Consider the following 15,895-nt stretch of genomic DNA (forward strand, 5'->3'; position numbering starts at 1 on the left):
CCGACCAGAAAGAAAAAGAATCTTGAAACTTAAAGCGAAAAATGTGGCTAAGCTCAATGGTACCTTTGGTACAGACAGTACCACTACGACTGGTATGGCGCGGTAATTCTAAGCCCGCTTATAGTCCACTGTAAATGTTCCGACCTTTGTAGCCTAGCAATGGATGTAAGACATCAACTTAAAATTGCTCCTTTTGATTTCTCAGTCATTCGAAGACCTAATTTCCCTGTTAATCTTCTATTAGAAGTTGGTGGAAATAGTCGTAGAGAGACTTCCGTGTATTTAGAACTATTCAAAAAATTTATCCGCAAAGAACCTGAGTTTCTTAAAGCTATTTATATAGCTTCGCCGGCTTTGTGCGAAAGAACCAGGAAATGGATTGACGGAGAAATCATTTCTGAGGAAGAGAGTTTACTGAAAACACTCTATAAATACTGGGGGAGGATTTGTACCCGCCCCACACCATATGGATTATTTTCAGGAGTTGCTTTAGCAAGCTGGGGTGAGCAAACCTCTATCGAGGTAGACAAGGTAAACGATCAGATTTTTGTGGACTTAGACATTCTGATTATCAATCGTCTGGCAGAGCTTGCTTTGCTGGACGATTGCGTTAAAGAAAACATATTATTTTTTGCCAATAATAGTATCTATAAAGTTGGGAATGGGTTTCGCTATGTAGAGTATGTCGTAGATCAGGGGCGCAGGGAATATTTTCTCTCTTTTATCCGAAATTTTGAAGCCCTCGAATCAGTTCTGGCCATGGCCAGAAACGGATGTTATCTGAGTGAGATTAAGCAAGGGCTTGTATCCCGAGGCTATTCGGTGTCCGCATCCGAAGAATGCGTAAGCGATCTTATTGAACTGAAAATTATACAGAACGAGTTTGAAGCTCAAATTACTGGTGGCAACGGCTTGATAATGCTTATCGACAAGTTAAGAAAGTCGAAGGCGGACAGTTGCTTTTTATCACATCTGGAACAGATTGCCATCTCGCTGAATAGCGATAAGCAACTATCCATTAAATCCTTGAAGACGGTTAAGGACTTAGTGGATAATCTTTTATCAACGACCACCGAAAGCGTTCTTGTCCAACTTACTTTGCAGCAGAAATATAAAAGCGCTCAGATTGGTCGGGCAACTATCAACAGAATTGAGAAGGACCTCACACAAATAGCTCCGTTATTTGGCAACAGGTCTAGAGCAGCGCTTACAAAATTCAAAAAACAGTTTACAGAAAAGTATGGAGAAGCCGAGATGCCGCTTTCGATTATTTTGGATGGGGAACTCGGTATCGACTACGGTGATTCTTCCCGCCTTAGCAGTACCCAAGTCCTTGATGGGGTAGAGTTGGTTCCGATTGAAGGAAATCATAGAGAATTTAGTGATTGGGATCATTTCCTTCTGAGCATATATCTTCGATACTCGGAGGAAAAATCGGATTATATCAGTTTAACTCGAAGCGATTTTAAATCATTTTCTTTTGTGCCGGATCCTCCTCCCAGCTTTTATGCAATAGGCAATCTTTTCCAAGATGGTAAGGAAAAAGATATCAAGTTTAATCTGAATTATGTAGGCGGAAATTCGGGGATTACGCTTTTATCCCGCTTTTCTTCTTCGAATGAGGAGTTGAAAGAACGGCTGTTGGAAATAGCAGATCATGAGCAAAATAGTTATCAGGATGCTGTTTTAGCGGAGATAATTTTTTCCCCAGAATCAAGAACCGGAAATGTTCTTTCTCATCCTCCATTTTATCCTTACGAAATTCCTTTTATAACGCGTTCCTCCGCGCCCGAGCGTTATCAATTGCCTATTAATGATCTCACGGTGTCGGTAAAGGAAGGAAAGCAAATAATTTTACGTTCAAAGAAACTGGGGAAGCAAGTCATTCCCAGATTGTCGAACGCCCACAATTATGACTCGGAGCTACCGGTTTATCGATTTCTTTGCGACATTCAAACTGATTCCACTGACATTAATTTTTCCTGGAATTGGTCGTTTCTGGAAGATCGCCCGGTTTTACCGCGAGTTGTGTTCAATAGTTTAATAATGAGTAGAAAAACATGGAACATAAACGCGATCTGGGCCGGGAGAGTGGATGAGTTTATCAGTTTATATAATGTCCCCAGATATGTGCAACTGGTCGACAGAGATAACGAGATGTTGCTGGACTTGCATTTGCCTCTTGCAAGATCCATTCTCGCAGACGAGTTAAAGAAAAAGGGAAAAACGGAACTTAAGGAGTTCCTTTCCATGCCTGAACAGTGTGTTGTAGGTGACCAAAATGAGAATAAGTACGCCAATGAGCTGATAATTCCATTTAAGACCATTGATTTTCATATGAAATCGCTTGAACCCGGTTATGTAGCAGAAAACGTTATCAGAAAATTCGTACCAGGTGACGATTGGTTATACGTGAAAATTTACTCAGGACCGACAATTCTGGATAAAATACTGATAGATATTATTGGGCAGTTAGCGAACGAATTAGTGGAGGAAGGAACCATAGACAGGTGGTTTTTTGTCCGTTTTCGGGATCCCTTTCATCATCTTCGGTTACGTTTTTACAAACCCGCATATCCGCAATTTGCCGGAGCTGTCCTCGATACACTGAAGCTTGGATTATCACAAATGAGGAACCATGACATGATCGAGCGATTTGTAATTGATACCTATGACCGGGAGTTGGAGCGATATGGGTCGGATACAATAGAGACAGCCGAAAAAATATTTTTTGTTGATAGTAGTCTTGTTATCAATGTTTTGAGTGAAATATCCGAGCGTAAACTTGATGAAATTAGATGGCTTTATGCGTGTCTCGGTGTTCATGCGACTCTTGAAGCCTTCGGCCTGGACCTGAAGCAGAAACTTGCATTGATAACGACATCGTTCGAAAGTTTTCTTGGAGAATATCAGCACACAGCTAAGCTCCGAGTTCAGTTAAATCATAAATTCAGATCTTCGCGCCTAGATATAACTGGTTTGATAGAGCAATACGAAAACTCTTCGGGGGATGGAATTGTTAAACTATTCCTTCATTATGCCGTTGAGATAAAACAATTGTTAATAAGCACAGGGGATGAATTTTCGACTACTCAGATAAGAGCTTTTCTGCACATGTTCTGCAACAGATTTCTGATAGACGAATCTCGGGGCCAAGAGCTTTTGATTTATCACAGTTTAAGTAAATTTTATGATGGCAGAAATGCCCGTGAAGAAAAAACAAGAAGTAGGTCATAATGCCATGTTGGTCGAAAGAAGGAGCAAGGTTATCGAATTAATTATGAGTGTAAAAAGAAATTTACAACATTTAACAGTCGATTAATGAAGTCGTGTTTGCAGGAACTAGCCAATTGAGGAGAAACAGCATTATTAAAGAAATTGATAATAGCTTCAGAGCCATGGAACTCACCCCTCAAACCAATACAAAGTGACCACAAATCTTGAATTTCTTTATTCAACATGTTTCGAATCTTAATGGATATTATTTTAACAAATAGATGATTGTGTCATGAAAAAGAAAAAGCGATTCTCAATAGACCCCGAAGACAAAAAGACAGCAAAAAAGTCGCTGGACGAAATAGCGAAAGATAGCAATAAAATCATTGGTGATAATATTAGTGGAGGCTGGTTGGAAAAGATATCTCCCCCAACATCCGGAGATTCCAACAAGCCGTAATGAAGCGAGATGAACCTGCAGATTTTATGTGTGTCACCAAGAGGTGAAAAGGATTATGTATATCAAATAGAGCTAAGTCATATTTGGCGATATTATTACTGAACTATTATGTCCATTAATGAAGATGACGTATCGACTCATTGATATGCCACCAGCTATGAAAATTGTACAAAGTTTTTTGGAGTAAACCAATGACGCAGGGTGCTAGAAAACTTATCAATTCAAGCGTCTAGTATAATAAGAGATTATTCCTGTACGGTTCTGTGCTGAGAACATAGAGCTGGCAGAATCGATTTTTTATCATTACAGCGTAGGCTGTTGGATCAAACTGTTTGATATATTGTATTACGAATCTGATTATAAGAAACCAAATATCCGTTTTCTGAGCCAGCTTATTATCACCATTCTGGGTTCCAATGTCGGTTTTGACATGCTTGGAAATCTCACGAGTAAATACCTGGTCATTGAAACGGTAGAGGGACTTAAATTGTGCGCTGATGCATTTACGAAAGAAGGTATGCACATCAACACTCATGCATTATCGGCGGTGGTCGAAGCACCACTGATTGACTTGTATTACAACACTCGCCACAAACTTCCGGACGTTTTTGGCGAGTGCCCAATAAATGAAATTTGTGGTGGTGGATTTCTGGCTCACCGCTACAGCAAAGAGGGGGATTCAATAATCCGTCTGTCTACTGCCGTGATCTGATCAAAATCATATCGCGTATACAGAACACCGTTATAAATGATCTATCGCTAGAAACACGAAAGAAAGCCGTTATTGAACCAATCAACATCAATGAGATTCTCGAATATTTGGATGAACATTAGTGCCAAAGATATATGAAAATAGTTCAAAGTTTCTGGAGTAAGCCAATGACGCATGGAAGCGGTCGCCTAATTAATTCTGGTGGCTGGTTTAACAAAAGGCTATTTTTATATGGTTCTGTTTTGAGTGCTTTGTTACTGGAACGGCATTATCCTGGACAAACCGTTTTCGTTACGGATCGATTTGGAGAGGATTTATTCATAAATAAGCTTAATATGCCATTTGGGAAAGTCATCGTCGAACTCGACGAGCTTAACGATTTGAACGAAACGTTGTGGGCAGCAGGGAAACTATACGCTTACGCTCGCATGCGGGAGCATTTCGTGCACTTTGATCAAGATTTTTTCTTGCCGCAACCACTATCGGATGATCTAACAAACGCATCATTAGTGGCTTACACATCCGAATTCAGTCAGCCTAAACAACAAAATATTTACATTCCTAATATCACCAACTTTCTTAACACAACCTTGGTGTTGAATAGCAGGGTAAGAAACTTCTGCAATAACGAACCAAGAATGGCTTATAATGCCGGTATTATGGGAGGCGATCGCACCGAAATTTTTGAGGAACTTTGGGATTTAAGCTTTGAAATAATCAAAAATAACACTCACATTTTCAGGCAAATAAATTGCCACTTTTTCAATGTGGTGCTCGAACAATTCCTATTCACTTGCCTTGCGCGAGATAATAAAATTCCAGTTACATGTCTGGAAAATGAATCATCTATAATGATTGAATCCAAATATACCGACATGAAATTTTTCCCATTTGTATCGAGTGTTCATGTAATGGCAAATGGGAAATGTGCATCAAGCAGTTGCGTATCTATTCCAGAAATTTTAAAAATAAACTTTCCTGATCATTACTATCTAATTAATAAATTATTAAGATATAATTTAGTCTGATTCATGGGTTTACTATTTGTAGATGAATGCCAAAGTATTAAAGAGGTAAAGGTTCAAACTAATGTAGAATTCGGAGATTACATTCCACATTTTATATTAGGTTTACCTATTGATAATTCCAATGTGTTGTCCAAATATCAGATTCAGTTAGGAGAAGAAATTTTTGAAAAATTTCTGAATTCTGACAGCACAAACTATACATTGATTAATGGGAAATCTGGAATGATACTTGCAGTTGCCCTTTATTTAAAGTCAATTCAGGATCAAGAAAAAAAATCTAAAATTCAAACATTATTTGATAAAATTGAGAATGATAAATACATCATTCTATCAGATGTCTTGTACAATGATTTGGAGGAAGGAAGGGCTGGGATATTGCTTGCTCTATCCTATATATTAGTTTTAAAATTTGACAGAAGAATTAATTCTATTTTTTTATTATTGCTAGAATTGTTAATAAAAGACGCTCGATTTTACAAGAAAGGCGTAACGTGGTTGAAATCTGATTTAAAAGAACCAGAATCATGCATATGGCAGGAATCGGAAGGAATTCGTTTATCCCTGTCGCATATTAATGGATTATTCGATCATGAGTTTGTCCGCATTCTTATTGATAGTATTGTTGTGCCCTTTAAGTCTAAGAAAATATCTAGCAAAAGCACTTCAAACATGCGGTGGAAGGATATTTTAGAAAGATTGACGCATCAGCTTTATAATGAGAACAGTGAAAAAAAGATAGACATTGGTTTAAACAAAAAAGTGCAAGGGTTTCACGACATTATTGAAGCCAATTTCAAGGACGTTTTCTCATCGCTTCCTCCATTTGATCTCGGAGGAATTATTGCAGAAATTACTTCATCCTGTCATAGGTTAAATCAATACGAAATATTCGGTGCATTAAAAACTGTAAGGCTCGACATGGATGCAAATTTATTCAGGCTCTTACAACGGAGAATGCGGCTAAGAGCTTGGCTCATAGATCGATCGAATATTTTTAGTCACGCGCATGAACCTGATCCGAGATTTTATGCCTATGCCATCCAATTTAGTGAAATGGATAACCATAATTTTTTTGATATAAAGCTAGCCGTTAATCAAATCGATATTCATTATATAGTTTTGAAAAGCAATTGGCTATATGCAATGAAGTACAAGAAAATGAATACAATTGGTTGTTTTTCGGTTAGGCGATTTGATAAATATATATTTATTAATATGGATGTGCTAGATAGATTTGTTTCTCAACTACTAATATATCTTTTGAATAAAGAATGCAGCATAAATGAATTTAAACAAAGTGTTTTTAACAATAGAAGTTTATACTTTGACCACTACAATTTTAGGAATAGGATATTGCTACTCATCAAACAAGGTATTTTTATCCCAGGTTAAATATTTCATTTTTTAACTATTATATTGCCTTGACAATATAATAATACGTCGAATAATGAAGTAGTTTCGTCGAATAAATGTATCATTTCATTTTGTTACGTCTATTTTTATTTTTAAAAAATGTGAAGATTAATAATTTTAAGATGTTCAATAACAGATAGTTGTTTTATTTAAATTAACATGATAAAATGGCCATGGTAAATTTAAAAAATACTAGAACGTATCAAAGACAAAAACCTTGAATAAATAGTCTCTGAAGAACTGAAAGAATTGGAAGGAGTCCCTATTAACTTTGGTTGCCCACCAATTAATAGTGGCTGTCATGTTCAAATAGCTTTCGTATGATACTTACGCGGGGAGTGAGATTCAATATTTTATCTTAATTATTTTTCTTTAAATAGAATGCAAATGGCAGATTTAAAAATAATTTTACGAAAACTAAGAGATGGAGCAATCGAAAATTCTGAAGAGTTAAGTCCAGAAGAACCAGAAGGCGGTGGATTTAACTTTGGATGTTCACCTCCCAATAGTGGCTGCTATCCGAACAGCGGGTGTGTGTAGTACTTTTGTGATTCTAAAAAATTGTTAACAGTATATATCTCGATTTTACCTTTAATCAATTAGTTCACTTTAAACACAATTCAAATGGCAGATTTAAAAAAAATTCTGAGTAAGTTAAAAGATGTAACAAACGAAAATTCGGAAGAATTAACTCTAGAAGAGTTAGAAGAGCTAGAAGGTGGTCATAACGGTGTCTGTCCGAGCCCTAATAGTGGTTGTCCTACTAATAATAGTGGTTGTACGCCGTAACTTTATGAGAGGTGTTTAGCTAGGGTGGGATGTAATTTCCTTCCCTAGCCAAATGCATCAGGTTTTGAGCACAATTTAGGAGAAAATGTAGGAAAGATCCAGCGCAAAAGTTTAACCTAATAACGCAGGCCATATGGAATCAGGCAAAAATTATAAATTATCCCATTATACTGTTGTAACCGATACGCTGGAAAATGATCAGGGGACAATCAACAAACGGATGATGCTGGCAACCAGGACTGCCCGGGTGATGGTGATAAATAACAATTTGTACGATAAGTTACTGAGAGGTGCATGGGACGAGGTTCCCTCAGAAACCTTTTCGAAATTGCTGGATATGGAATCGGTCGTCCCGATTTCTGATAATGAATTGCAAACGGTGATCGGGCGAAACCAGTCCCAGATACATGATAGTCATACACTAAACCACGTGATACAACCTACTGCCATGTGTCAGCTGGGATGCGGCTATTGCGGGCAAAGCCACACAAAAAATTATCTTGACAAGAGTGCCGGTGACCGTATTTTAGAACGGATTGAAGGTAAGTTTGTTAATAAAGAATACAGACATGTATCTATTTCCTGGTTTGGCTCCGAACCGTTGGTTGGTCTTTCTCAGATTCGTGAATTGACACCAAAATTAAAAGAAATGGCAGCCAGACATGCCTGCACCTATTCGTCTCTAGTGGTAACAAATGGTTTAAGTCTAAAAGAACATATTTTTCTTGAACTCGTTAAAAAACACAATGTCACTAAAATAGAAGTGACGCTGGATGGCACGGCGGAATACCATGATGCCCGGCGGCACACTAAAGCGGGGCTGAGCACTTTTGATTTGATCCTGAAAAATCTTTTGGTCATTTTCAATCGTCCAGACTTTAAAGAATTAGGCTGCAGTATTTCGATCCGTTGCAACGTTGACGGGCGAAATGAGGCAGGTGTTGTACCTTTAATCAAACTGCTTGCATCGTATAATCTGCAAGATAAGATTGAATATTTCTATGTAGCACGCATCCATTCCTGGGGCAATGAAGCCCATTTGCTTTCGCACGAAAAAGAAGATTTTGCCAAGAAAGAAATTGACTGGATACTTACCCAATATCAGCACGGATTCAGACCAGGATTACTCCCAGGATTGCACCCAGTCGTCTGTATATCCGTGACACCTGACTCGGAAGTCTTCGATGCCTTTGGGAATGTATTCGACTGTACGGAAACACCCTATGTGGACACCTACGCGGATACCGACTATGTCTTGGGAAATGTAAACAACGGCTTATCGACTATTTCCAAATATCGTCCGTTGCTCAGTTTCAATGACGAAGTTGCCAACGGTGAGTATCCTTGCTCTACCTGTAAAATGTTACCAGTTTGTGGTGGGGGGTGTCCTAAATCATGGAGAGAAGGGCTCATTGCATGCCCTACTAGCAAATTTAACGTAAAGGACAAACTCGTGCTCTCCTATGCATTGCGTCAAGGAGGAGTTGAGGCTCTGGCCGATTTCTGAAAGTGAGTAAATACAAATGAGTAACAAAGCTTAGCGCACTTTAGGTTATGACCGAGAAACGAAACGGTAAAATGCAAGCAAAGGAGGCAGTTTCGCCGGAGATTTTTCAGGGAGGAGATTTTGGAGAGCTACTTAATAATCATGTTGAAAAAAAGATAGACCAGCATGAAAAAGAGTTATTATCGGCTGTTGGAGCCGATTATGGAGAGGCACTTACGCTTGCGCGGAACAATGATCTGGATAAAGCAGAATGGTACATGAATAAAGCGCACCAGGAGCAAGAAAATTTTTCTCAGACCTCGCTTGTTTATCAGTTGCTTGATTTGCACGGATTACCTGTAAAAGCGTATTTTCATTACAAGAAAAAGGAGTATAAGCTTGCGGAACAATACCTCAGGGACTCCACCTCAAAAAGTGCTGACCTGGTAAAGGAGGGCTTTTATATGGTGGAGTGCCATCGAATACAACAGCTGCATAACCTAGCCAGAATGTATTTTAAACGGAACGAGTTAGAACACGGGGGACAGATGATCTCTGAAGCATTGTTATACATGACTCAAGAAATGATTCCTACCGTTGATTCTAATTGGCACGTTGACTCGTTGAGACAATGCCCCATGTCACTTAGATGCGGAATGATACTACAACTGGCACTGGAAACTGCGGGTGAATTATTACCGCCAACTCTGCGACAACAGGAGCTGTACAAGTCTGCTTTTGGAAACTGGTCTGAACCATTACCTGGGTTAACGGATTGCGAACCCCTGAACCAATGGATTAAACTCAAAAATTTATACCTATTGGAGCATTCCGATGAAGCATTCGTGGAGTCCGCAATTGATTTTGCGTTGACTGCACCGGCTCAATTCGATATCCTGAAACTGGTACTTATTGTCAACATGACAGACACATTACGTAAAACCTCGAACTATGATCCCGCAGTTTATAAGGATCTTTCCGCTTTTGGTCAGAAACTAAAAGTTTCCAGGCGATACAAGCTGGCATGTTTTACTTATATGCAACCATAAAGTTTTGACCAATGAAAATAGCATCTCAAACTCTTTCTGAATACTGCCCAAGCCTACTTTTACTTCATCAGTATGTTGAGATGTTAGGCATTACGGCCAACAGGACGCTGCTCCGAAAAGAGCTTATAGCCTGCCCGAACTACCCAAATATATCACTGAGGGATATTATAAAATTCCTGGATATTGCAAATATTGCTTCGTCAACGATGCGGTTAACACCCGAAGTAATAGGTCACCTTGAACCACCATTTATAGCGCAGGTTAAAGAAGAAAATGGTGCAAAATATCTCAACCTAGTAAAAAAAATGGCCGATAACCAGATTGTTCTGTACGCACCTAATCAGGGTGAGACAATCGTTACCTATCTTGATTTTATCGACAAATGGACAGGCATTGTGCTGGTTGCAGGAGCCTCGGGAGATCTTCCAGAAATTCCGTCAAAACGTGATCCAGAACTACTCGCCATAGAAAAATATAAAAAGAAGAGCATTAAGCTCATTCCCGATTTTTTCTCGCGCAATGAATGTCTGGAAATTATTGATTACACTGAGTCAAGAAATGGATACTTCAAAAGTACGGTCACGGATAAAAACGGAGAAGTAAAAATAGACGGCTCAAGAACCAGCTACAGTATCAATTTATCCTCTCGCGAATTGTCTCTTTATCCAGTCATAAGAGACAGAACAGCCGACATGCTGAAAGTGCGTAAGTCGCACATAGAAGGTCTTCAATGTGTCCGATACGCCTCGGGACAGTGGTTTAACCCGCATTTGGATACCAATGATAAATTAAGGAGGAGACATACCCTTCTAGTTTATCTCAATGAAGACTTCAGCGGTGGTGAGACATACTTTCCTGAGCTGATGTTAAAAATTTCCCCCAGCACAGGTAAGGCCTTACATTTCATGAATGAAGATTCAAGGGGGAATATCCTGCCATTTTCGTTGCACGCAGGGTTACCCGTTCAGAATGGAGTAAAATATGCCTGCAATATTTGGGTTAAAAGCAGGCCTGCGACCCACTAACGTGATCGATAAAGAGTGAAACTAACGAGGCAAATACAACCAGTTTTTATGAAAAACTTACTACTAGCAATTCTGTTACTCTGTTCATGGTGTGCTATGGGCCAAACGGGGACGATCAAGGGAAAAGCAATGCAGCAAGGCACGGTTAACGGAGTGCCTTTTGCAACGGTTACCTTGCTGTCTTCTGCTGACTCGGCGTTTGTGAAGGGTGACATTACGGATAGCACTGGTCGTTTTGAGTTGCCCATTAGTGCTGTTGGGACATACATCCTGGAAATATCCTCGATTGAGTACCAAAAAGTATACCGTGGCCCGTTGGTTTTCGATTCCGTAAACGTGGTTATGGATTTGGGTAATGTCTCCATGGTCACGGATCAAAAATTGCTGAATGAAGTGGTGATCAGAGGCGAAAAACCTGCCTTTGAAAGACGATTTGACAAAACGATCATTAATGTGAGTTCCAACAGCTTGTTCAAAACTTCTATTAATGCAATTGATGTCCTGAAAAGATCACCCGGCATAAGGGTCGGTGCAGGTGGCGGCATTACCCTACGCAACAATGTGAAACCTATGGTACTTATAGATGGAAAACCCGTTCCTATGAGCTCGGAGGAGCTTGCAAACTATCTCAACAGCCTGATGCAGGACCAGATCGAATCCATTGAAATCATAGAAAATCCATCCGTAAGATATGACGGCGAATACAAAGGCGTAATTGATATCAAACTAAAAAGGGACAAAAATCTGGGATGGAGCGGAAATGTTTCCGCATACGGAATTCGCAACTCATTCAACTCTGGCGGTGCCGGCGTCACTACAAACTATAAGGCAAAGAAAGTTAGCTTTTTTGGGACGTATTGGTATAATCGCAATCGTCAGCTTTATAAGAATTCGCTTACGCAATTTGTCGAGAACAATACCCAGCAGCTAAAATCATTTCTACGTAACCCAGGTGATAACCAAGCACATAGTTATCAGATCGGAACAGAGTATTCCATTGCCGCCAAGCAGACCATAGGTGTTCTATACAAGGGATTTAACAGCACCGCGAATAACCCCAATTCCACAACGACCCGACTTCTGAATACGTCTTCTCAGGAGGAATTAAGCTCGGTGCTTACAAAAAATATTCAACTGCCCTCAAACCACAACCAATCGGTAAATGCCAGTTACCGGGGCGAATTTGGAAAGAAACGGCTCAGTATAGATGCCTCCTATGCAGATTACAATTCATTGCAAAATCAAAATATAACCGATTTCATACAAGGTCAGGTGGCCACCAGGCTTAGGAGCAATGGCGATACACGCATTCAAATCAAAGCTGCACAGCTCGACTACACTTTCCCCGTTGGCAAGGGTAAGGTGGACATCGGCTCAAAAATAGCCCATACATACAGCCACAATGATTTAAAATTCGACACCCTGTCAGCTGGTCAATGGATACTGGACAAAAGGAGAAGCAATGAGTTTAAATACGACGAGACCATCCTTGCGGGTTACCTTTCCTACTCTACGTCCCTGGGTAAAAAGGTGAATTTGCAATTAGGCCTTCGGGCAGAAAACACAAAAACAAATGGCAATTCCGTGAGAGACAATGAGGTTATTGCCCGGGAATATCTCAAAATGTTGCCTAACCTGAAACTGGGTTATCAAATTAATGATGATGCGCTATTGTCATTTGCCTATAGTCGAAGAATCCAGAGGCCGTCTTTTTATGACCTGAATCCTTTCAGGTGGTATGTGAATCCTTATATGTACACCGAAGGGAATCCTTTTCTGCGGCCAACCATCATCAACACGGCCAATATTGCTTATTCGTTCAAAGAAATAAGCAGCACCATCAGCTATCGGAAAGATGTAAGCATTGTTTCGCAAATACCATATCTGGATACACTCACCAACATCACTTTGTATACACGCCAGAATTTGGGCAACTTGGAGAATTTTTCATGGGATATCAGTTATGCTGTCGGCCCCGCCAAATGGTGGAAAATGCAGCATTACCTGAGCGTCTACTACCTCAAACAAAATGTGCTTTATGAGCAAACCATTCACAAAATCAGGCAGGCTGCATTTTCTTTTCAAGGCAACAATGTGTTCACTTTACCAAAAAGCTTCACGTTCGAGGTTTCCTATGAGTATAATGGAAAATCAAAGGATCTGATATATAACATTGGGTCGTATTATCAGGTCAGTTTTGCTGTTCAGAAATCGTTTCTGAGTAACAACCTCAATGCGCAGCTTGTAGTGAATGACATCTTTTTTACAGGTAACCCAAGAATCAGTGCGAATCTGGAAAACTTCCGATCTCGCATTTATCAGACCTACGACAATAGGTCTGTAAAACTACAGCTCACTTATAAGTTCGGAAAATCTACTTTCAGGCGGAACGAAAAAAGAAGCAGCGGAGCCGACGAAGAAAACAGAGCAAGAAACTAGAATCAGTTAATTATGTTTGGGGCAAAACACAAATATTATCGCCAACTCGACTACATGGATTGCGGGCCGACTTGTATGAAAATGATCTCTGCATTTTACGGTAAGATGTACTCACTGGACTTTTTTCGCTCCAACATGTTTATCACGCGTAATGGAGTAAATCTGAATGGAATCAGCCAGGCCGCGGAAAAAATTGGCATGAAGACTTTGCCAATAAAGCTGAACTACAAAAAACTGGTGGAGGAAGTACCGTTGCCGTGTATTTTACATTGGAACCAGGAGCACTTTGTTGTTTTGTATGAGACCAGAAAAAAAAACATATTTAGTAAGGAAATAGTACACTTGATCGCAGATCCTGGGCACGGCATGGTGAAGGTAGACAAAGAAACCTTAATGAAATGCTGGGCAGGCACAGCAGACGGGCGCGGAGTAGCGCTGTTGCTGGAACCAACGCCGGAATTCTATGCAGGCACGGAGGAGCAGAAGGCGGTTCCTTCCGGATTCGGATTTCTATTTCAGTATCTGTCGCCGTACTCGAAATACCTATTTCAGGTTATATTGGGAATGTTGTTTGGAAGTATGGTCAGCATGCTGTTCCCATTTCTTACTCAAAGCCTGGTTGACTACGGTATCCAGATGCGGAATGTCGGCTTTATTTATTTGATTCTATTTTCTCAACTATTACTGTTTCTGGGAAATATCGGAGTAGATATGATTCGGAACTGGGTCTTACTCCATGTTAATACCCGACTTAGCGTTTCGATTGTGTCTAATTTCTTGACCAAGTTGATGAAGTTACCGATAAACTTCTTTGAATCGAAAAACATTGGAGACATCTCACAACGGATAAGTGACCATCATCGGATAGAAGAATTTCTAACCGGATCTTCGCTTACTACTTTGTTTTCTTTTATCAATCTGATTGTTTTCTCAATTGTTTTGGCTATGTATGATGTCCGGCTGCTTAGTATATTTTTTATTGGCAGCATTCTTTCAATCAGCTGGGTATTTATTTTCCTGAAACGGCGGAAAAACCTGGATTACCTAAGGTTTCAAAGATTAAGGGAAAACCAAAATTCGATATACGAGTTGATTACAGGAATGCAAGAAATAAAGCTTAATAACTGTGAACAAGCGCGCCGTTGGGAATGGGAGAAGATTCAGGCCAAACTTTTCAAGATCAATATAAAAAGCCTCAGTTTGGAACAGTATCAAGAAATGGGAGCTTCTTTTTTTACTCAGTTGAAGAATATCCTTATTTCATTTGTTGCTGCTAAACTTGTTTTGGACAACCAAATAACATTGGGAGCAATGCTCGGTATTTCCTACATTATCGGACAAATGAACGGTCCGTTGAATCAGATAATGGATTTTGTAAAGAAAATACAAGACGCAAAGATGAGTCTTGACCGCCTCGGCGAAATACATAACAAGCCTAATGAGGAATTAAACGAGGAATTTTATTGGAAAAGGGAACAGGATGGCGAGCAAGGAATTCCGGAGCGCAATATATTTGATCTTTCACTCAATGATGGCATTGTTTTTAGAAATGTATCCTTTCGATACGGAGCTCCCGGATCTGCTAATGTGCTAAAAAACATAAATCTGCATATCCCTAAGGGTAAGGTAACTGCCATTGTAGGATCCAGTGGGAGTGGAAAAACTACATTATTGAAACTGTTCTTAAAATTCTATCCGATTCAGGAAGGAGAGATCACCATTGACGGAAAAGATATAGCAGAGATATCCGCATCCAAATGGAGAGAACAGTGTGGTACAGTAATGCAGGACGGGTACATTTTTTCTGACACCATTGCGCGGAATATAGCCGTTGATGGGAAGCAAATAGATGAAGGCAGGATGATTAAATCTATTCGTGTTGCCAATATTGAAGAATACATCAAAAAATTACCGCTAGGCTTTACCACCAAAATTGGTAATACCGGAGCTGGCATCAGCGGTGGTCAACGACAGCGTTTGTTCATAGCCAGGTCGGTTTACAAAGATCCAGATTATCTATTTTTTGACGAGGCGACCAGCGCTCTCGATGCGAACAATGAGAAAATTATCATGGAGAACCTAGATGCATTTTTCAAAGGAAGAACGGTAGTTGTAATTGCGCACAGGTTGAGTACAGTTAAAAATGCCGATCAAATTATTGTTTTAAATAATGGTGAGATAGCGGAAATTGGCTCGCATAAACAACTTTCGCAAGCGAAAGGATATTATTTCGAGTTAGTTAAAAACCAGTTGGAATTAGGGGCGGCTTGAAAACTTG

12 protein-coding genes are annotated in these 15,895 nt (G+C 39.7%); all 12 read left to right on the forward strand.

Annotated features, from left to right (window positions below):
• Positions 1 to 159 precede the first annotated feature (159 nt).
• The 12 genes from MUK70_RS25515 to MUK70_RS25570 all read left to right on the forward strand — a co-directional run bounded on the left by MUK70_RS25515 (position 160) and on the right by MUK70_RS25570 (position 15,888).
• On the forward strand, positions 160 to 3,237 hold the full coding sequence (locus tag MUK70_RS25515) for a lantibiotic dehydratase (RefSeq protein ID WP_234657346.1): 3,078 nt from the start codon (positions 160 to 162) through the stop codon (positions 3,235 to 3,237).
• A 271-nt stretch (positions 3,238 to 3,508) separates the two neighbouring features.
• Positions 3,509 to 3,676: a hypothetical protein gene (locus MUK70_RS25520; protein WP_234657345.1), complete on the forward strand. Its 168-nt coding sequence runs from the start codon at positions 3,509 to 3,511 to the stop codon at positions 3,674 to 3,676.
• Positions 3,677 to 4,016: 340 nt separating this feature from the next.
• Complete coding sequence (locus tag MUK70_RS25525; protein ID WP_234657344.1) at positions 4,017 to 4,388, forward strand: hypothetical protein; 372 nt, start codon at positions 4,017 to 4,019, stop codon at positions 4,386 to 4,388.
• Positions 4,389 to 4,522: 134 nt separating this feature from the next.
• Complete coding sequence (locus MUK70_RS25530) at positions 4,523 to 5,416, forward strand: DUF6734 family protein (protein ID WP_234657342.1); 894 nt, start codon at positions 4,523 to 4,525, stop codon at positions 5,414 to 5,416.
• Between the two features lie 3 nt (positions 5,417 to 5,419).
• Positions 5,420 to 6,808, forward strand: coding sequence for a glycoside hydrolase family protein (locus tag MUK70_RS25535; RefSeq protein WP_234657341.1), 1,389 nt, complete (start codon positions 5,420 to 5,422; stop codon positions 6,806 to 6,808).
• A gap of 408 nt (positions 6,809 to 7,216) precedes the next feature.
• The gene (locus MUK70_RS25540; protein ID WP_244784537.1) at positions 7,217 to 7,369 is read left to right on the forward strand and encodes a hypothetical protein; all 153 of its coding nucleotides are present in this window, start codon (positions 7,217 to 7,219) and stop codon (positions 7,367 to 7,369) included.
• 84 nt (positions 7,370 to 7,453) lie between these two features.
• Positions 7,454 to 7,618, forward strand: coding sequence for a hypothetical protein (locus tag MUK70_RS25545; protein WP_234657340.1), 165 nt, complete (start codon positions 7,454 to 7,456; stop codon positions 7,616 to 7,618).
• A 133-nt stretch (positions 7,619 to 7,751) separates the two neighbouring features.
• Positions 7,752 to 9,125, forward strand: a complete 1,374-nt coding sequence (locus MUK70_RS25550; RefSeq protein WP_234657339.1) for a radical SAM/SPASM domain-containing protein — start codon at positions 7,752 to 7,754, stop codon at positions 9,123 to 9,125.
• Positions 9,126 to 9,172: 47 nt separating this feature from the next.
• Positions 9,173 to 10,153 (forward strand): hypothetical protein, encoded by a 981-nt coding sequence (locus MUK70_RS25555; RefSeq protein ID WP_234657338.1) that lies wholly within the window; start codon positions 9,173 to 9,175, stop codon positions 10,151 to 10,153.
• Positions 10,154 to 10,164: 11 nt separating this feature from the next.
• Positions 10,165 to 11,178 (forward strand): 2OG-Fe(II) oxygenase, encoded by a 1,014-nt coding sequence (locus MUK70_RS25560; protein WP_234657337.1) that lies wholly within the window; start codon positions 10,165 to 10,167, stop codon positions 11,176 to 11,178.
• Positions 11,179 to 11,226: 48 nt separating this feature from the next.
• Entirely contained in the window at positions 11,227 to 13,617 is a 2,391-nt protein-coding gene (locus MUK70_RS25565; RefSeq protein WP_234657336.1) for a TonB-dependent receptor, read from the forward strand.
• A gap of 81 nt (positions 13,618 to 13,698) precedes the next feature.
• On the forward strand, positions 13,699 to 15,888 hold the full coding sequence (locus tag MUK70_RS25570; protein ID WP_234657472.1) for a peptidase domain-containing ABC transporter: 2,190 nt from the start codon (positions 13,699 to 13,701) through the stop codon (positions 15,886 to 15,888).
• Positions 15,889 to 15,895 lie beyond the last annotated feature (7 nt).

The sequence above is a fragment of the Dyadobacter chenwenxiniae genome (assembly GCF_022869785.1).
GTDB lineage: Bacteria > Bacteroidota > Bacteroidia > Cytophagales > Spirosomataceae > Dyadobacter > Dyadobacter chenwenxiniae.